This window comes from Asticcacaulis excentricus (assembly GCF_003966695.1).
Classification (GTDB): Bacteria; Pseudomonadota; Alphaproteobacteria; order Caulobacterales; family Caulobacteraceae; genus Asticcacaulis; species Asticcacaulis excentricus_A.
The window spans coordinates 1,802,031-1,820,437 of record NZ_AP018827.1; the positions used below are offsets into that span (position 1 = coordinate 1,802,031).

General features: G+C 61.2%; 16 protein-coding genes. 6 read left to right on the plus strand and 10 right to left on the minus strand.

Features of this window, described 5'->3' with window-relative positions; translation table 11 throughout:
- The first annotated feature begins 91 nt into the window (after positions 1 to 91).
- Positions 92 to 382 (plus strand): DUF1330 domain-containing protein, encoded by a 291-nt coding sequence (locus EM6_RS08395; protein ID WP_126421867.1) that lies wholly within the window; start codon positions 92 to 94, stop codon positions 380 to 382.
- A gap of 188 nt (positions 383 to 570) precedes the next feature.
- Positions 571 to 2,598 (plus strand): methyl-accepting chemotaxis protein, encoded by a 2,028-nt coding sequence (locus EM6_RS08400; protein ID WP_126421869.1) that lies wholly within the window; start codon positions 571 to 573, stop codon positions 2,596 to 2,598.
- A 98-nt stretch (positions 2,599 to 2,696) separates the two neighbouring features.
- Here EM6_RS08400 and EM6_RS08405 read toward each other — a convergent pair whose 3' ends face one another.
- From EM6_RS08405 to EM6_RS08425, 5 genes are all read right to left on the minus strand, one after another.
- The gene (locus EM6_RS08405) at positions 2,697 to 2,972 is read right to left on the minus strand and encodes an ATP synthase F1 subunit epsilon (protein ID WP_013477796.1); all 276 of its coding nucleotides are present in this window, start codon (positions 2,970 to 2,972) and stop codon (positions 2,697 to 2,699) included.
- A gap of 150 nt (positions 2,973 to 3,122) precedes the next feature.
- Positions 3,123 to 4,568: a F0F1 ATP synthase subunit beta gene (atpD, locus tag EM6_RS08410; protein ID WP_126421871.1), complete on the minus strand. Its 1,446-nt coding sequence runs from the start codon at positions 4,566 to 4,568 to the stop codon at positions 3,123 to 3,125.
- Between the two features lie 10 nt (positions 4,569 to 4,578).
- Complete coding sequence (locus EM6_RS08415; protein WP_126421873.1) at positions 4,579 to 5,448, minus strand: F0F1 ATP synthase subunit gamma; 870 nt, start codon at positions 5,446 to 5,448, stop codon at positions 4,579 to 4,581.
- A gap of 97 nt (positions 5,449 to 5,545) precedes the next feature.
- Positions 5,546 to 7,078, minus strand: a complete 1,533-nt coding sequence (atpA, locus tag EM6_RS08420; RefSeq protein ID WP_126421875.1) for a F0F1 ATP synthase subunit alpha — start codon at positions 7,076 to 7,078, stop codon at positions 5,546 to 5,548.
- 21 nt (positions 7,079 to 7,099) lie between these two features.
- Positions 7,100 to 7,654, minus strand: coding sequence for a F0F1 ATP synthase subunit delta (locus tag EM6_RS08425; RefSeq protein ID WP_172961167.1), 555 nt, complete (start codon positions 7,652 to 7,654; stop codon positions 7,100 to 7,102).
- Between the two features lie 342 nt (positions 7,655 to 7,996).
- Here EM6_RS08425 and EM6_RS08430 point away from each other — a divergent pair, with 342 nt between their 5' ends.
- Positions 7,997 to 8,797 (plus strand): TerC family protein, encoded by an 801-nt coding sequence (locus EM6_RS08430; protein ID WP_126421879.1) that lies wholly within the window; start codon positions 7,997 to 7,999, stop codon positions 8,795 to 8,797.
- 118 nt (positions 8,798 to 8,915) lie between these two features.
- Positions 8,916 to 9,761: a hypothetical protein gene (locus tag EM6_RS08435; RefSeq protein ID WP_126421881.1), complete on the plus strand. Its 846-nt coding sequence runs from the start codon at positions 8,916 to 8,918 to the stop codon at positions 9,759 to 9,761.
- A 43-nt stretch (positions 9,762 to 9,804) separates the two neighbouring features.
- On the opposite strand, the gene EM6_RS08440 is transcribed toward EM6_RS08435, so the two are convergent.
- Positions 9,805 to 12,000, minus strand: a complete 2,196-nt coding sequence (locus tag EM6_RS08440) for a primosomal protein N' (protein WP_126421883.1) — start codon at positions 11,998 to 12,000, stop codon at positions 9,805 to 9,807.
- A gap of 109 nt (positions 12,001 to 12,109) precedes the next feature.
- Between EM6_RS08440 and EM6_RS08445 the strand changes: the two genes are divergently transcribed.
- Together EM6_RS08445 and EM6_RS08450 are read left to right on the plus strand one after the other, a co-directional pair.
- Positions 12,110 to 12,805, plus strand: coding sequence for a DUF484 family protein (locus tag EM6_RS08445; protein WP_232037030.1), 696 nt, complete (start codon positions 12,110 to 12,112; stop codon positions 12,803 to 12,805).
- A gap of 106 nt (positions 12,806 to 12,911) precedes the next feature.
- On the plus strand, positions 12,912 to 13,826 hold the full coding sequence (locus tag EM6_RS08450) for a tyrosine recombinase XerC (protein WP_126421887.1): 915 nt from the start codon (positions 12,912 to 12,914) through the stop codon (positions 13,824 to 13,826).
- 132 nt (positions 13,827 to 13,958) lie between these two features.
- Here the strand turns inward: EM6_RS08450 and lpdA are convergent, their stop codons facing one another.
- From lpdA to EM6_RS08470, 4 genes are all read right to left on the minus strand, one after another.
- Positions 13,959 to 15,368, minus strand: coding sequence for a dihydrolipoyl dehydrogenase (lpdA, locus tag EM6_RS08455; RefSeq protein WP_126421889.1), 1,410 nt, complete (start codon positions 15,366 to 15,368; stop codon positions 13,959 to 13,961).
- A 98-nt stretch (positions 15,369 to 15,466) separates the two neighbouring features.
- Positions 15,467 to 16,018, minus strand: a complete 552-nt coding sequence (locus tag EM6_RS08460) for a hypothetical protein (protein ID WP_126421891.1) — start codon at positions 16,016 to 16,018, stop codon at positions 15,467 to 15,469.
- Positions 16,019 to 16,076: 58 nt separating this feature from the next.
- On the minus strand, positions 16,077 to 16,961 hold the full coding sequence (locus tag EM6_RS08465) for a hypothetical protein (protein WP_126421893.1): 885 nt from the start codon (positions 16,959 to 16,961) through the stop codon (positions 16,077 to 16,079).
- Between the two features lie 165 nt (positions 16,962 to 17,126).
- Positions 17,127 to 18,317 carry a patatin-like phospholipase family protein gene (locus tag EM6_RS08470; protein ID WP_126421894.1) on the minus strand — a complete coding sequence of 397 codons (1,191 nt, stop codon included), beginning with the start codon at positions 18,315 to 18,317 and terminating at the stop codon, positions 17,127 to 17,129.
- Positions 18,318 to 18,407 lie beyond the last annotated feature (90 nt).

The window sequence follows — 18,407 nt, forward strand, 5'->3', positions numbered from 1 at the left end:
TATATAGTCCCAAAGCCCGTTAAAATGTAGGCTTTTGTGGAAATTCTTGCTAACCGGGACGCATCCAACCCAAAATCGAGGAGCCTCCCCCATGCCCAAAGCCTATATCATCGCTCAGGCCAAGGTCACCGACCCCGAATCCTACGCCAAATACGGCGCTGGGACCAAAGCGCCCGCCGAAGCGTTCAACATGACGCCGCTGGCGCGCGGTGGCCGCTCGCAGGTGCTGGAAGGCGAAGGCTTCCCGCGCGTCGTGGTGCTGGAATTCCCCTCCTATGAGGCGGCGCTCGGCTATTATCACTCGCCGGAATATCAGGCCGCCCGCGAACACCGCCTGAACGCCGCCGAATTCAACATGGTCGTCGTCGAAGGCGTGGAATAGCCCCCTGCGACGGTCTGTCGCAAAATGCGGCACACAATAATTCATTATTATCAATAATATAAGCATAAAGCGGTGCGCCAGCCCGGCAAACAGGTGCGGGCGTACCGCTACAGATAACACTGTTAACCTTTGTTTATGATCTGAGGCACAGGATACGCCCAAAAGCGTTCTGATCAGGGAAGTGCCTCATGTTTTTCAAAAAAAATGTCACTGCGGCGCAGCGCGCGCCTGAGCCGATCCTTGAGGCGGCCGCGCCACCGCCGTCCAGCCTGCCTTCAGAAGCCATCCGCATTCTGCGCAGCGACAGCCGCCTCAACCAGATCACCCCCGAACAGCTCCGCTTCGGGGCACGACCCGCGGCTCTGGTGCTGGCCTTCGTATCGCCGCACATCGCCTTCGACGAGGTCTGCCGCCGCCTCAAAAACCTTGCCGGTGACGCGCCGCTGATCGTTTCCACCTCTGCCGGTGAACTGTGCGCCCAGAACGGCGAAGCCCTTTATTGTCCAGCGGGCAATGATTGGGACAATGTGGTCATTCAGGCCTTTTCACCGGATCTAATGGATGGGGTCAGCCTGCACAGCGTGCCGCTCTACTGCGATGACATCCGCAAAGGACAGGCCACACTGTCGCGCGCCGAACGGGTGGACAAAATCGCCGAGGCCCTGAACCGCTTGCCCGTCACTGCACGTATCAGCGCGCAGAAGACCTTCGCCCTGACCTTTGTGGACGGTGCCTCGCTGTCGGAAAGCTATTTCATGGAAGCCGTCTATAAGAGCGGGCGCTTCCCCTGTCTGTTTGTCGGCGGATCCGCCGGCGGCAAGATGGACTTTCAGAAGACATGCCTGTTTGACGGGCAACGCGTGCTGGAAAACCATGCGGTCTTCGCCTTGGTGCATATGGCGCCGGGCAAGCGCTATGGCGTGTTGAAAAGTCAGAATTTCCGCAAGATCGGACCGGCCTTTGTGGTGGTCGATGCCGACCCCAACAAGCGCACGGTCAGCGCCATCTATGATTCGCAGCGCAATCAGGTGGTGCCCTTTGTCGAGGCTCTGTGCCAATCCCTGCGTATCAAGCCGTCGGAATTGCAAAAGACGCTGGAAGGCCGCGCCTTCGGTATAGAAATCGATGGCGAGCTGTTCGTGCGCTCGGTGGCGCAGATCGACTTCGACAGCGGCAGCGTGACCTTCTACTGCGATGTCGGGTCGGGCGACGAGCTGATCCTGCTGGAAACCACCGACTTTGTGGAGCAGACGCGCAAGGATGTGGCGCAGTTCCTGCGCGACAAGCCCAAACCTGTCGGGGCGCTTCTCAATGACTGCATCCTGCGCCGGGTGACCAATGACAACCGCCTCAGCCAGACGGGTGGCATCTGGCCCGCCCCGGTGGCCGGGTTTTCGACCTTCGGGGAACTGTTCGGCATCAATATCAACCAGACCCTCAGCGCCATCGTCTTTTTCGATGTGGGGCAGGCCGCCTATCAGGATGCGTTTATCGATAACTTCCCGATCCACTATGCGCGCTTCGTCAACTATTTCGCCCGCTGCAAGCTCAATCGCGCCGAAATCCTCAACAAGCTACGCACCGGCGTTATAGACACCATCGCCCAGCACGTCGGACTGACCGGCAAGATCGAGTCCGCCCTGACTGAGATCGGGGACGTGGGTAAGGTAATGGACGGCATCAAACACGCGATGGACAGCGATCGCCGCGCCGTGGCCGGTCAGGATAATCACACCGAACAATTGTCGCAGGAGTTCAGTACGCTGAACACCGCCCTGTCGAACCTGCGTCAGGTCCTGTCGGTCATCGATTCCATTACCTCTCAGACCAATCTGCTGGCGCTTAACGCCACAATTGAAGCGGCGCGCGCCGGAGAAGCCGGACGCGGCTTTTCGGTGGTGGCGGGCGAGGTCAAGAAACTGGCCAGCGATACCAAGTCGGCCCTGACCCATACGCAATCGGCCATCGGCGGCATCGAGGCCTCGCTTCAGCAACTGGGCGGTATCATCGAAGCGACGCGCACGCAGTTCGGCGAGGAAAGCCAGCGCTATCGCGACACGGTCGCCCATATCGAGGACATCTTCGCCCAGAGTGGCCATATCGAACGCACGCTGGGCGGGCTCAACCACGTCGTCGAAGAACACCACGAGGGCATGTCCGAGGTCAGCCGTTCTATCGACTTCCTCCGCAATCTCGATCAGCGCGCCAGAGCCTGATAGCAAGGGTCATTGAAAAATGACCCTTGGTTATAATTAAGCAAAAACCCCGCCGGAGCGATCCGACGGGGTTTTTTATAGTGGCTTGTCAGAACGGTTTAGTGGACCGTTTCGACATATTCCTCGGCGCGTTCAGCTAGGATGGTGATGCCTTCGGCATTGACATCCGCGAAGCCGCCGATGACCTGAAACATGCGCTTCTGGTCGCCGTTGAGGATAGTCACCGTGCCTTCGGTCAGAGTCGTCATCAGCGGCGCGTGGCCCGCCAGAACGCCGAATTCACCTTCGGAACCCGGCGCGATGACCTGATCGACGTCACCGGCAAAGAGTTCCTTTTCCGGGGTCACCAGCGAAACGTGAAGTTTGTCAGCCATATCCGGCGTCCCTTAATCGGTGGGCCGCCTTAGCGGCTCACCCTTTACCTAAATGAGAAAATTTTCGACGGGCCGCCCCTAGAAAATTTTCACCTTGTTGATCCCACTTGAAAGTCGGCGGGCAAAGCCCGTGATTTTCAAGTGAAGTGCTTAGGCTTCCGCCGCCAGACGCTCGGCCTTGGCGATGGCTTCTTCGATGCCGCCGACCATGTAGAAGGCCGCTTCCGGCAGGTGGTCGTAGTCACCGTTGCACAGACCCTTGAAGCCCTTGATGGTGTCTTCGATCTTCATCAGCACGCCTGGCGTGCCGGTGAAGATTTCAGCCACGTGGAAGGGCTGCGACAGGAAGCGCTGGATCTTACGGGCGCGGGCCACGATCAGCTTGTCTTCTTCCGACAGTTCGTCCATGCCGAGGATGGCGATGATGTCCTTCAGGGCCTTGTACTGTTGCAGGATTTCCTGAACGCGCGTGGCGACCTGATAGTGCTCTTCACCAACGATGCGCGGATCAAGGATACGCGAGGTCGAGTCGAGCGGGTCAACGGCCGGATAGATGCCCTGTTCGGCGATCGATCGCGACAGAACGGTCGTGGCGTCGAGGTGGGCGAACGACGTGGCGGGCGCCGGGTCGGTCAGGTCGTCGGCGGGCACGTACACGGCCTGAACCGAGGTGATCGAGCCCTTCTTGGTCGAGGTGATGCGCTCTTGCAGCTTGCCCATTTCGGTGGCGAGCGTCGGCTGATAACCCACGGCCGACGGAATACGGCCCAGCAGAGCCGACACTTCCGAACCGGCCTGCGTGAAGCGGAAGATGTTGTCCACGAAGAACAGCACGTCCTTGCCTTCCTGATCGCGGAAGTACTCGGCCTGAGCCAGACCGGTCAGGGCGACGCGGGCACGCGCGCCGGGAGGCTCGTTCATCTGACCATAGACGAGGGTGCAGCGCGAATTGCCGCCACCGCCGTGCTCGTTCACCTTCGACTCGATCATTTCGTGATAGAGGTCGTTGCCTTCGCGGGTACGTTCACCGACGCCTGCGAACACCGAATAACCGCCATAGGCCTTGGCGATGTTGTTGATCAGTTCCTGAATAGTCACGGTCTTGCCAACGCCGGCACCGCCGAACAGGCCGATCTTGCCGCCCTTGGCATAGGGGCAGATCAGGTCGATGACCTTGATGCCGGTGACGAGGATTTCAGCCGCCGTAGCCTGATCTTCGAAGGCCGGAGCGTCGGCGTGGATCGGGTTGAAATAGGTGGTTTCGATCGGACCGGCTTCGTCGATCGGCTCGCCGATAACGTTCATGATGCGGCCGAGCGTCGCCGGGCCGACCGGCACGGTGATCGGGGCACCGAGGTCGGTGACTTCCTGACCGCGGACCAGACCTTCGGTGGCGTCCATGGCGATGGTGCGCACGGCGTTTTCGCCGAGGTGCTGAGCGACTTCGAGCACCAGTCGCGCGCCGGAGGCGGTGTTGGTGGTTTCAAGCGCGTTCAGGATGGCCGGCAGGTTGCCGTCGAACTCGACATCGACGACGGCGCCGATGACCTGAGAGATGCGGCCCTTACCGGCCGTAATTTGCTGATGAGCGGTCATGGGAGTGTCCTTAGAGAGCTTCGGCACCGGCGATGATCTCGATCAGTTCGGTCGTGATCTGGGCCTGACGTTTACGGTTGTATTGAAGATTGAGCGCGTTAATCATCTCGCCCGCATTGCGCGTCGCATTGTCCATGGCGCTCATCTGGGAGGCATAGAAGCCCGCATTGTTTTCCAGAAGCGACGACAGGATCTGAACCGTCAGATTACGCGGCAGCAGGGTTTCGAGAATCTCTTCTTCCGACGGCTCGTAGCTATAGACCGCGCCACCGGAGGTATCTTCGGCAGAGGCTTCGATCTGAGCCGGGATCAGTTGCTTCGCCGCCGGGACCTGAGAGATCACCGACTTGAACTGGCTGTAGAAAAGGGTCACGACGTCGGCGCGGCCTTCGTCGAATTCCTTGAAGATGGCTTCGGCGATGGGCTGAACTGTCGTGAGGTCCAAAGCCTTGCCCAGCTCGAAGCTTTCGACGAACAGCTCGCCGAACAGACGCTTGAGCTGATCGCGGCCCTTACGGCCCACGGTGATCACACGCACCGTCTTGCCTTCGGCCAGCAGCGCACGGATGTGGTCACGCGCGGCGCGGGCAATGGCGGAGTTGAAGCCACCGGCCAGACCGCGGTCAGCCGTGGCTACGACCACGAGGTGCTTTTGCGTCGAACCCGTACCGGCCAGCAGCAGCGGCGCGGCATCACCCGACACGCCCTTGGCGAGGTTGGCGATGACCGAGGCCATACGCTTGGCATAGGGGCGCGCGTTTTCCGCCGCATCCTGAGCCCGCTTGAGCTTGGCGGCGGCGACCATTTGCATGGCCTTGGTGATCTTCTGCGTGGCTTTCACGCTTCCGATCTGATTGCGCATGTCCTTAAGACTTGCCATGAAAAGTCCCTATTATTCGGGGGGAGCCCTTCCGGCCAGACAAGCTGGCCACGGCAGGGCCGCCCCGCTCCCCCGCTCGCGCAGGGGAGGAGGTTTATTAAGCGAAGTTGGCGGCGTAGTCGGCCACGATGGCCTTCAACTGCTCTTCCAGCTCCGGCGTCAGGGCCTTCTTCTCGCGGATGGCGGTCAGAAGATCGACGTGCTTGCCGCGCAGCAGCGACAGGAACTCACGCTCGAAGCGGCCGACATCGCCCACCGCGACCTTGTCGAGGTAGCCGCGCGTACCGGCATAGATCACCGCCACCTGCTCTTCGACCTTCAGCGGCGAATATTGCGGCTGCTTCAGAAGCTCGGTCAGGCGCGCGCCACGGGCCAGCAGGCGCTGCGTCGCGGCGTCGAGGTCCGAACCGAACTTGGCGAAGGCGGCCATTTCGCGATACTGGGCCAGGTCGCCCTTGATCGAACCGGCAACCTGTTTCATCGCCTTGATCTGAGCCGCCGAACCCACGCGCGACACCGACAGACCGACGTTCACGGCCGGACGGATGCCCTGATAGAAGAGGTCGGTTTCGAGGAAGATCTGACCGTCGGTGATCGAGATCACGTTGGTCGGGATGTAGGCCGACACGTCGTTGGCCTGGGTTTCGATGATCGGCAGGGCGGTCAGCGAACCGGCGCCGTTTTCGTCGTTCAGCTTCGCGGCGCGTTCCAGCAAGCGCGAGTGCAGATAGAAGACGTCGCCCGGATAGGCTTCGCGGCCCGGCGGACGGCGCAGCAGCAGTGACATCTGACGATAGGCAACGGCCTGCTTCGACAGATCGTCATAGATGATCAGGCCGTGCATGCCGTTGTCGCGGAAGAACTCACCCATGGCGCAGCCGGCGAACGGCGCGAGATATTGCAGCGGGGCCGGTTCCGACGCCGTAGCGGCGACGATGATGGTGTAGTCGAGCGCGCCGTTTTCTTCCAGCGACTTGACGATCTGGGCGACGGTCGAGCGCTTCTGGCCGATAACGACGTAGATGCAGTACAGCTTGGCCGACTCGTCGGTGCCGGCGTTAGCGGCCTTCTGGTTCAGGATGGCGTCGATGGCGACAGCGGTCTTGCCGGTCTGACGGTCACCGATGATCAGCTCGCGCTGGCCACGGCCGACGGGGATCAGGGTGTCGATGGCCTTGATGCCGGTCTGCACGGGCTCGTGCACCGACTTACGCGGGATGATGCCGGGGGCCTTGACGTCCACGCGGCGGAATTCCGTCGCTTCGATCGGGCCCTTGCCGTCGATCGGCTCACCCAGCGGGTTGACGACGCGGCCCAGAAGGCCCTTGCCGACCGGCACCTGAACGATTTCGCCGAGACGGCGCACTTCGTCGCCTTCGCGCACTTCGCGGTCTTCGCCGAAGATAACGACGCCGACATTGTCCTTTTCGAGGTTCAGGGCCATGCCCTTCACGCCCGCCTTGGGGAAGGAGACCATTTCACCGGCCTGAACCTGATCCAGGCCGTGCACGCGGGCGATACCGTCACCGACCGACAGAACCGAACCGACGTCCGAAACGTCGGCTTCTTCGCCGAAACCGGCAATCTGAGCTTTGAGGATGGCCGAAATCTCGGCAGCACGAATGTCCATTGGCATGCTCTTTTTGGCGTCTTACGCCCGCTTGAGGGCAAATTTAAGGGAGTCGAGTTTGGTTTTAAGCGAAGCGTCGAACAGGCGCGAGCCGACGCGAACCTTGAGGCCGCCCAGCAGCGACGGATCGACCGTCTGGCTGAGGACAGGATCCTGACCGAGCGCGGTACGCAGCGCGGCCTGAAGACCGGTCACCTGCTCATCGGTCAGGGCCGTGGCAGAGGTGACGACCGCCGAGACGATACCCTTCTTGGCATCGTACAAGCGGGTGAAGGCGGTGATGAGGCCAAAGACCTGATCCAGACGGCCATTCTGCGCCATCAAACCCAGCGCTTTCAGCGTCAGGGCGTTCGGCGTGGCCGTGTTGAGAACAGCGGTCAGGCCCTTCAGCTTGTCTTCGGACTTGAAGGCATGGGAGGTAACGAGACGGCGCAGATCCTTGCTTTCGATCAGCAGCGCCTTCAGGGTCTTGAGGTCCGCCTGCACCGCATCGAGTTGACCGGCGGCATCCGCCAGTTCGAATACGGCCTTGGCGTAACGCTCACCGACCTCTGTTTCTCTAAAAATATCGCTCACGATAACTTCCAGCCAAAGAAATAAGTGGAATGGGCTTTTCCGGGAGCCGGCGGGGCGCACTAAAAACAACAGGCGCGCAAAAACAACCGGCCTTTCAAGCCGCGCGCCTCTTAGCATGGGGTATGACCCACCGCAACCAACCAAAAAGCATTTTTCACTTTTCTGTGACCATGCGCCGTTCACAGGTCGTGTCGCCTTTTTTCAGCCACCAGCCGCCTGAGCGCAAAAAGATAAGAATGTTATCCTTCGCAATCGATTTCTCAGTTACGCGAAACATTGCCGCCTTACGTCGCAGCGTCTATTAAGCGCAATCGTTTTTAAGCCTTTTCCGAGAAAGCTCTCATGGACCTTATGGCCCTTTTGTCTGACCCCGCCGTCTGGGCGGCCCTTATCACCCTCATCGTGATGGAGGTCGTGCTCGGCATCGACAACCTCGTCTTTATCTCCATCCTGTCCAACAAACTGCCGGAGCAGGACCGTCAGAAGACCCGCCGCCTGGGTATCGGGCTGGCGCTCATCATGCGTCTGGGCCTGCTTCTGACCATCGGCTGGATCATCGGCCTGAAGGCTGAGGTGTTCAATCTGGGGCTGGTCGGGCCCGTGGGTGAACACGGTGAGCCGATGTTCGAGACGTCTTTCTCGTGGAAGGACATGATCCTGATCGCCGGGGGCCTGTTTCTGGTGTGGAAGGCAACCAAGGAAATCCACCACACGGTCGATCCCGCCCCGACCCATGACGTGATGGACGCCAAAAACGCCACCATCAACACTGCCGGGGCGGCCATCGTGCAGATCATCCTGCTTGATCTGGTCTTCTCGGTCGATTCCATCCTGACGGCGGTCGGCATGACCGAGCACGTGCCGGTGATGATGATTGCGGTCGTGTTCGCGGTTCTGGTCATGCTGCTGGCCTCGGACCCGCTGGCCCACTTTATCGAAAAGAACCCGACCGTTGTGATGCTGGCGCTCGGCTTCCTGCTGATGATCGGTACGGTGCTGATCGCCGAAGGCTTCGGCGTCCATGTGCCGAAGGGTTATATCTATGCCGCCATGGCCTTCTCGGCGATGGTCGAAGGCCTCAACATGCTGTCGCGCAATGCGCACAAGAAAAAAGCCGCGCAATCGCCCAACCCGCAGATCTGATTGCCAGAGTAAACGCAGCGAATGGCGCCCCCGGCCCGCCGCCGGGGGCGTTTTGCGTCTTCAACACTCGGTTAAGCCTGTTCCGCTAAGCTAACCGCGTTAGCAGAAGGCTCAACAGATGAATATTGGCACCTCCGGCATCAGCGGTCAGAACACCGCGTCCGCCACATTGACCGACCTGAACGACCGGCTGAAACTGGCCAAGGCCCAGAAGGCGCAGGCACAGAAAACCGCGGCCGACACCCTGAATGAGATGCCCAAAAAGACGCGCGACGATGCGCGCGCCCGCGCCAAGGCCAAGGTGATGCAACTGGTCGAACGGCTGAAGATCATCAAGGAACTGGGCAAGAGCGATCCGAAAATCATGGCCAAGATGCTGGCCAATCTGATGAAGGAACTGAAGGCCGCCGTGAAGGACTATGCCAAGGCCGGCGGTAACGACATGGATATCAGCGGTTTCAGCGCGGCCCAGAGCGCGGCCAGCCAACCTGTTCCAGACTCAGACGCTGAGACAGAATCGACCGCTGAAACCGAATCGACGGAGCCTGCCGAAGAGGCCGCCGTCAGCGACGACACGGACTCCGTGACGGAGGATACAACGGCGGAGGCGACCACCAAAACGGACGCCTCGGACGAAGCGACCGCGCCCTATATCCCGACCCCTGCCGATATAAAGGGCGCTGCCGAAGCCTATGTGAAGACCGAACGTCAGCGCGCCGAGGGCGAGCTGATGGAGGTCAATGACTTCATGAAGCAGGTGCGCGGTCTGGTGAAGGTGGTGAAGGACCTTTTTGAAACGGCCAAAATCAAACTGGCCTTTCAGAAGGTGGACAAGGACACGGTCGAAGCCTTCAAATCCTCCGGCAAGGATATGGAGGAGATCGACAAGGTGCTTCAGGACCTCAACAAGGGACTGGATGACGAACGCGCCGTCTATGGCCCCCGTGCCGCTATTTATGCGTGATACCAACGCCCGAAAATGCTGACGCATCCAGCCGTCGGTGTAATTAAAGGAAACTGTACGGCTCGATATCGGTCACTACGCGCACGGCATTGGGGGCTTTCAGGCTTTTCAGCCAGGCGCTCATAAAGCCCTGAAGGTCGCGGTTGCGGTCGGCCCGGACGAGAAACCGCTTACGCCACATACCGCGCACAAGGCTCAAAGGCGCATCGGCGGGACCATAGACGTCTATGCCTTCGGTATTGGGGATGGCGAGCGCCAGTTCGCGCGCATAGCGGTTGAGCAGGCCATTGTCCTTGGCAGACAGGATCACCGCCCCCAGCCGACCAAAGGGCGGAAATTGCGCGATGTCGCGGCTCATCTGCTCATAGGCATAGAAGGCTTCGCGGTCCTGTGCCTGCAAGGCCTGCATCACCGGATGCTCCGGCGTGTAGGTTTGCAGCAGGGCACGACCCGGCTTGGTGGCCCGACCGGCGCGACCGGTGGCCTGCGCCAGAAGCTGAAACGTCCGTTCCGCCGCGCGCAGATCACCGCCCTTCAGGCCTAAATCGGCATCGACAATGCCCACCAGCGTCAGATTGAGGAAGTTGTGCCCTTTGGCCGCGGCCTGCGTGGCGATCAGAATGTCGATCTCATGGTTTTCCACCCGCTTAATCAGGGCCGCCGACGAGTCGGCATCCGGCGTGGTGTCCGAGGAGAAGATTTCGGCACGCGCCTGCGGGAAGCGTTCCTGCACCTCCTCAAGGATACGTTCGACCCCCGGCCCGATGGCGGTCAGGCTGTCGAGCGCGCCGCAATGGGGGCAACGGTCGGGCTTTTTCATCGAAAAGCCGGTCAGGTGGCAGACCAGCCGCCCCGTCGCCCGGTGTTCGACCAGCCACGAATCGGTCTTGGGCGAGGTCAGGCGCTCCCCGCACGCCCGGCACAGGACCAGAGGCGCGTAACCACGACGATTGAGGAACAACAGCACCTGTTCGCGCCGTTGCAGGGTGGCCAGTATCTCCCCCACCAACGGGTCGGACAGCCAGAAGCCCTTTTCCGGCGGATGGGCCTTCATGTCGATCAGCGCAATATCCGGCAGTTGCGCCGTGCCGTGGCGGTTTTCCAGCCGCACCCACTGATAGCGGCCCTTCTGGGCATTGGTCAGGGTTTCCAGAGACGGGGTGGCCGAGGCCAGCACCACCATGAAGCCGTCACGATGGGCGCGCATGACGGCCAGATCACGGGCCTGATAGCGCACACCCTCTTCCTGTTTGTAGGAGCCATCGTGTTCTTCGTCGATGACGATGAGTTTGAGATTCGTATAGGGCAGGAACAGGGCCGACCGCGCCCCGACGATCAGACGCGCCTCCCCCGTGGCCACGCCGTCCCAGATGCGACGGCGCTGCGAGGCCGACACGGCCGAATGCCACTGCACCGGCGGCACGCCAAAGCGGCTTTGCAGACGCCCCATCACCGCCGTGGTGAGTGCAATTTCGGGCAGCAGAACCAGCACCTGAGCCGTCGGATCATCGCGCAGGGCCCGCGCCACGCTTTCGAGATAGACCTCGGTCTTGCCCGAACCGGTAACACCATCGAGCAGGACCGGCGCAAAGCCCTGACGTTCCCATTCGTTGCGCAGCAGGTGGTCGGCGGCGGCCTGATCGGCATTGAGGCTGGGCGCCTTATGATCCGGGTCGGGGGCGGCGAAACCTTCGCGGCTCAGTTCGACCTTTTCGAGCCAGCCCTTCTTTTCAAGCGTCTGCACCACACCCGGCGTCACCCCAGCCGCCTGCGCCAGTTCCGCCGCCGTCAGGGGCAGGACAGCCAGTTCCAGCACGCGCGCCTGTTTGGCGGTCGGTCTGAGCGCATCGACCTCACGGCGTACATAACCATAACGGGCCTGCGCCTTCGGGGTCTTGAGCGCCTGCAAACAGCCTTTGAGAAATGTCCCCGGCGCGGTCAGGGTCCAGGCGGCCGCCCACAGCCAGAAACGCAGGCTCACCTCCGGCACGCGCGGGTCGTCGATGCGCGCAGCAACGGGTTTCAGCTTGGCGGCTTCGGCGCTGTCGTACAGCTCGATCACCACGCCGCGCACTTTGGCATGGCCCAGCGGCACCCACACGTGATCGCCCACACTGAGGTCGAAATCGTCCGGAATCAGGTAGTCGAGCGCCGTGTCCATGGGGGCCAGCACCACGACCTTTGCCCGCCGGGTCGCGACGGCAGGGGCTTCGATCAGGCTGTTGGCGGGACTGTCCATAAGATTTTAAGCATTAACCATAGAATTGACTCATCCCCACGGCTTTTTTATGCCATCACTTGTGTCAACGCCAAGTTTAACCGGCCGTTTACCACACCCGATAGCCCACATGTCCTCAGATTTCCGCGACCCGACGACGACCGAGCGCCTCGCCGCCCTGATGGATTACCAGACCCTGCGCGGTCTCCTGCCGGACTTTGTGCAGGAACTGAAGCAGGATCGCGAACTGCTGGACAAGCTGGGGCTTCAGCCCAAAACGCGCAACCTGATCGACTTCGGCCCGGCCGCTCTCTCGCGGCTGGAGGCCAAGGCCATACGCGATTTTGACATGCGCCGCCAGATCGAGGCGACGGCCCGCGCCAATTTCGACGCTCAGGGGCAGGCGCACGCCATGGCCCTGTCGCTGATGGAGGCGCGCAACCATTCCGATCTGGCCCGCCGCCTCAACGAAGAGGTGCGCAACCGCTTCGGCCTCGTCTGTGCCACCATCGCGCTGGAAGACACGGCCCCCATTCCGCTGGGCTGGATGACGCTCGATTACGGCGGCGTGGACTATATTATCGGTGAAACCGGTCTGTCGCTGCTGGGGCCGGATGGGGTGTGTCGCGCCCTGTTCGGAGATGAGGTTCGCCGCATCAAATCCGCCGCTGTCATCCGCACCGCCATGTGGCGCGAAGGCCGGCCCGGTGCGGTCGCTTTCGGCTCTGCCGACTGGGAAGGTTTCAGCCCGGACATGGGGGCCGAACTGGTCGCCTTTATCGCCCGCGTCGTTGAGCGCGTCGCCGAACGCTGGCCCGTATTGTAACTCAAAGAAAAGTCTGGCGCTAACGCACCATACGTTTTCTTTGGTTCAACATCGAGGCGAAGTACAAGGTAAATAATTGGTGACGATTGCCTTCTAAAGTGAAGGCATGACCATCGACGATGCCCGTTTGCAATGGCTCCAGTATCTCAAGGCGCAAAAGCGCGTGTCGCCGCGCACGCTGGAAGCCTATGGCCACGCCTTTGCCCTCTATATAGGCCATCTGCGCAAGGCGTTAGGCGCTGACATCGACCTGACCGACCTGGCGCATCTGACCTCTGCTGATATTCGTGGCTGGATGGCCTATCTGCGTGGCAAGGATGAGCCCTTATCGGCGCGGTCTCTGGCGCAGCACCTGTCGGCCATCAAGTCATTTCACAGCTATCTTGATCTGCATCTGGGCTATGCCAATGCGCAGGTGGCGCTCACTCAGGGGCCGCGCCTGAAGACCAGCCTGCCACGCCCGCTGAATGAGGATCAGGCGCAGGGTCTTTTGACCGAGATCGAACTGGATGCCGACAAAGCCGAATGGGAGGCGGCACGCGACCGGGCCGTACTGCTGCTGCTCTATGGCTGCGGTCTGCGCATTTCCGAAGCCCTGTCGCTGACGGTCAAGGACACGCCGCTGGGTGAGACGCTGCGCATTGTGGGTAAGGGCAACAAGACGCGGCTGGTGCCCGTGCTTGAGGCCGTGCGCGAGGCCGTGGACGCCTATAAGCGCCTCCAGCCCTTTACGCTGACAGCAGAGGACGCGCTGTTTCGCGCACCGCGCGGCGGGCCGCTCAGCCCGCGCCATGTGCAACTGAGCGTGCAGCATCTGCGCTCACGGCTGGGCCTGTCGGATCGCGCCACGCCGCACGCCCTCAGACATTCGTTTGCGACGCACCTCTTGGGCTCAGGGGCGGACCTGCGCTCGATTCAGGAACTGCTGGGCCATGCGTCCTTGTCCACGACACAGAAATACACGCAGGTCGATGCCGAACGCCTGCTCAGCGCCTATGCGGCGGCGCATCCGAAGGGCTGAAACCTGTTGTGGGGGTTTGGCGTCCGTGGCCTCACAAACCTTTATTCAAACAAAAACCCCTTCGGCGAAACCGAAGGGGTTTTTGTTTGAATGAGAAGACTTGGGGCCGCAGGCCCCAAACCCCAAAACAGTTTACGCCTGCATCGTCCAGCCTTCGACGCCCATCGCCGCCTGACGCACGGCTTCCGAACGGGTCGGGTGCGGATGGCAGATGCGCGCGAGGTCTTCCGAAGCGCCGCCAAACGCCATCAGCACGCAGGCTTCGCCAATCATTTCACCCGCCTGCGGGCCCATGATGTGCACGCCATAGACGCGGTCCGTCCTGGCATCCGCCAGGAACTTCACGAAGCCATCGGTCTCGTGATTGATCTTGGCGCGGCTGTTGGCCATGAACGGGAACTTGCCGACCTTGTACTGCACGCCCGCCGCTTTGAGCTGGTCTTCGGTCTTGCCGACCCAGGCCACTTCCGGGAAGGTATAGACGACCGACGGGACAAGATCATAATCGACATGACCGGCCTTACCGGCGATCAGCTCGATGGCCGCCACGGCGTCCTCTTCGGCCTTGTGCGCCAGCATCGGGCCAGTGATCACGTCACCAATCGCCCACACGCCCGGTGCCGCAGTCTTGAAGTGGTTGGTTGGAATGAAGCCGCGCTGATCGGTGGTGATGCCCACGCTTTCGAGGCCCAGACCTTGCGTGAACGGACGACGGCCGATGGCGACCAGCACCACATCGGCTTCGAGGGTTTCGGGGCTGCCCCCTTTGGCCGCTTCCAGCGACAGGGTTACACCGTTCGCGCCCGTCTTGGCGGCGGTAACCTTGGTGCCCAACTTGAAGGTAAAGCCCTGCTTGGCCAGAATTTTCTGGAAGCCGGTGGCGACTTCGGTGTCCATGCCCGGCGTGATGCGGTCGAGGAATTCCACCACCGTCACCTTGGCGCCGAGGCGACGCCACACCGAACCGAGTTCGAGGCCGATAATGCCGGCACCCACGACGACGAGGTGCTTCGGCACCGCCGGCAGCGACAGGGCGCCGGTCGAGTCCACGATCTGCTTCTGATCAACGGTGACACCCGGCAGCGGGCTCGGCTCGGAGCCCGTGGCAATGACGATGTTTTTGGTGGTCAGCTGCTGGACCGAACCGTCCTGCGCCGTGACCGACACCTTGCCCTGACCTTCGATCTTGCCGAAGCCGGGCAGGTAAGTGACCTTGTTCTTTTTCATCAGGAATTCGATGCCCTTGGTCAGGGCGGTCACGCTGTCCTGCTTGGCCTTCATCATCTGGACGAGGTTGAGCGTCGGCGCGGGGACTTCGATGCCGATGGTCTTGAATTCGTGCTGAGCGGCTTCGAACAGTTCCGAAGCGTGCAGCAGCGCCTTCGACGGCATACAGCCGACGTTCAGGCAGGTCCCGCCCAGAACGCCGCGCGATTCAACGATGGCGGTCTTGAGACCCAGTTGACCGGCACGGATAGCGGCATTGTAGCCGCCGGGGCCGCCCCCGATGATGACGACGTCGAAGCTTTGGTCCTGAGACATGGCGATGGCCCTTAATTTAGCGCATAAGACTTCCTGCCCTGCCGTAAAATTCCAAGCGGCGGGGGTCAAGCCCTATGTGGGTATTTTGAGAGGAAACGCTAGTTTTCGTAAGCCAGATGGCGCTTTGGCAACGGACGGCCGCGCGCCATCAGGATGATGAAGCCCAGCACCATGGCCACCAGGGTCAGCGTATAGCGTGGGTCCCAGCCTGAGAGGATTTCGAGGATACGGTCAAACAGGCCCGATCCCGCCTCGCCCTTGGTCAGGAAGGTCAGCACCACGTCGGCCACAAAGGCCGCGCCATAGGCCAGAGCCGCACGCACATTGCCCTTGGCAAACAGAAACGCCGCGATCAGATAGAAGACGATCACCCCACCCCACAGCCAGATGACCGGCTTGTTGTCCGTCTCGATGGCGGCCACGGCGGTTTCGCCCTGAATGGAGTCGGCGGGCACGGCCGTCACATCGGCTCCGTAGGAGTCATCGGCGCTCAGGATACTGGCCCCGCCGACATGCGTATCGACATCGGCCTGCCGCATGGAAACCTGCGGTGCATAGCTTGGGGTCAGGGCCGATTTGATGACCGGAAAGGCGATCCAGCCGACATAGGCCACAACAATCAGGGCGATAAACCAACGCACGTACTTCATGGACAGGCGCTCCGCAGAACAGGGTTAACGCTGTTTTAACCCATGCGGCGGGTCTTGCCTATGGCTTATTCGCCTGAGAGGGGGTGTCCCCTTCACCGATGGCCGCGGCGGCCAATGTCGGATCGGCCTTCAGCTTTTCCAGCCCCCCCATATTGCGGTCGGCGTAGGTCAAGACCTGATTATAGAAGTCACGCGACCCGCAGGCCTGCGGTCCCTGCCGGTTGGCGTCCTTGTAGAGCATCAGCGCCGTATCATAGGTCTGCTTATAGGCCGCGGCCGTCAGGTGCGGTGTTTCCGAGGCCGGAATGGCCAGCACGCGCTTCATGCGTTGCGCCGTGCGGGCATAGATGACACAGGACTGCGACGCATAAACCATGTAGCGGTTCAGCACCTTGTCGCCTTTCAGCGTATAGTCTTCCTTGCTGAACTGATTGTCCACGCCGCCGCCCCCGGTGAAGAAGGCTGAGCCGCCGCTGCCCGACATGCCATCCATGCCCGGCAGCGGGATTTCACGCATCATGGCCAGGGTTTGCGGCCGCCCCAGCTCACGCGCCACCATGATCCAGAAATCCGGCTGCCCCAGCAGGGCCTCTTCACGGCCGTCCAGTTTGATATTGTCAGATTTGCGGATGTACATGTTCAGGAAGTCCTGAAACACATTCTGAATGCGCGATTTTTGCAGGCTGGTGAGGCTGACCGGTTCGCGCCCCATCTCCAGCGCCAGCCCGTAAGACAGCACATATTCCGCTTTCAGCTCCGTCGCCTTGTCGGCCATGTCGGCCATATCGCCGGTCATGGCGCGCTGAATATGCGGCCAGGCCTTGCGCGACGCGGCGGAGTTAAAGGTGCCCGCCTTGCTGTTGGTGGCGGCCTGCGCGACCGGGGACACCAGCAGACAAAAGGCGGCAGTGGCGGTCACAGCCGCGCGGAACAGAACAGACATGAAGACTCCCCCTGACAGGAATAATTATATTTGGTTTTATTAAAGCGCATTCCGAAAAGTGTGCAACGGTTTTCGGAATCAAATGCGCGACACAACAAAATATTAGAGCCATCCGGCGTCTCACCTGAGCCGACGAATGCTCTAAAACACGAATGGGCGACCGGTTCAATTGGCTGGCGCGTCTGGCTTCCACAGTTTGTCCGACGCCCCCAACTGATAGCCGTAATAGAAGACGCGGCGCATGGAGTCCTTTTCAAAGGCCAGGAGCCCGCCTTCGATAAATTCATCCGGCAGGGACACTTCGGACACCTCCATCTGGCTGCGCTGAGCGAAGGCATAGAGGCTGATGAGGGTGCCGCGCGCCTGCGCCTTGGTCAGGGTGTCGAGCGAGCGGCCCATGATTTCCAATGCATTGTAAGGGGTGATGGCAGGTTGCGGCGTAATCTTGCCGTTGATGATGACGTAGATATGCCCGCCACTGATCAGGCCTTTGGGCACGGTCCAGTTCATCATGGACTCGGGCAGGATGAAGAAGGGAAGAGTCACGCCGCCATCGACGTGCATTTCCTGAAACGGACGCGGACCGGTCGGCACGCCGTGCCCGCCCGGCACCGGCTCGACCGTGATCATCACCGGCGCGAAGGCAGCCGGGACCGAAGACGAGGCAACCAGCACCTGACGGATCAGGTCGATGGCCTCGCGCATCTTGCCGGCTGAGCCATCGCGGACGGCAATGGCCGAGATTTCCCCCAGATCCCACAGCACGCCCGTCTGGGCATCGAGATTGGTCGTGCCGACCAGCAAGCGCCGCCCTTTGAGGTGTTCGCGGGCAATATCGCGCACCATGGTTTCATCGACATAGGTGCTGACCAGCGCGTACAGGGCTTTGGAATCCAGAACGCCCGGTGTGAACAGCGACAGCAGGCCGCGCGATCTGGTCAGGCTGTCGGCCACGCCGCTGGTATAGGCGTCTTTCAGCTTCTCATCATAGGCGGGGCCCAGATAGGCGAAGGGCGCGATAAGAGCACCCGTTGAAACGCCGGTGACCATGCGAAACTGCGGGCGGTCACCGCGTTTGCTCCATCCGGCCAGAACCCCGGCCCCGAAGGCGCCGTCTGCACCGCCACCGGACAGGGCCAGCACGTCGAAGCGCTGCATCCCGTTCAGTTGCATGTCCTTGCGTGCATCGGCTTCGAGGCGGGCGGGAATGTTGGGATCGGTGGCCGAAAAGCGCACATTGGGAAAACCCACCGGCTGATAGTCCGCGGCGCGCGGGTACTCCGTCTCGGTGCGCTGAAGCGTCAGACAGCCGCTCAGGCTAAAGGCCATAACGATCAGGACAAGACGTTTCAGCATGAGGTTCCCCTGTGGATAAACCACGACTCTAAAAAAAGAAAAGCCGCTCCGTGGAACGGAACGGCTTTCCAATAGGTCACGTCCTCACGC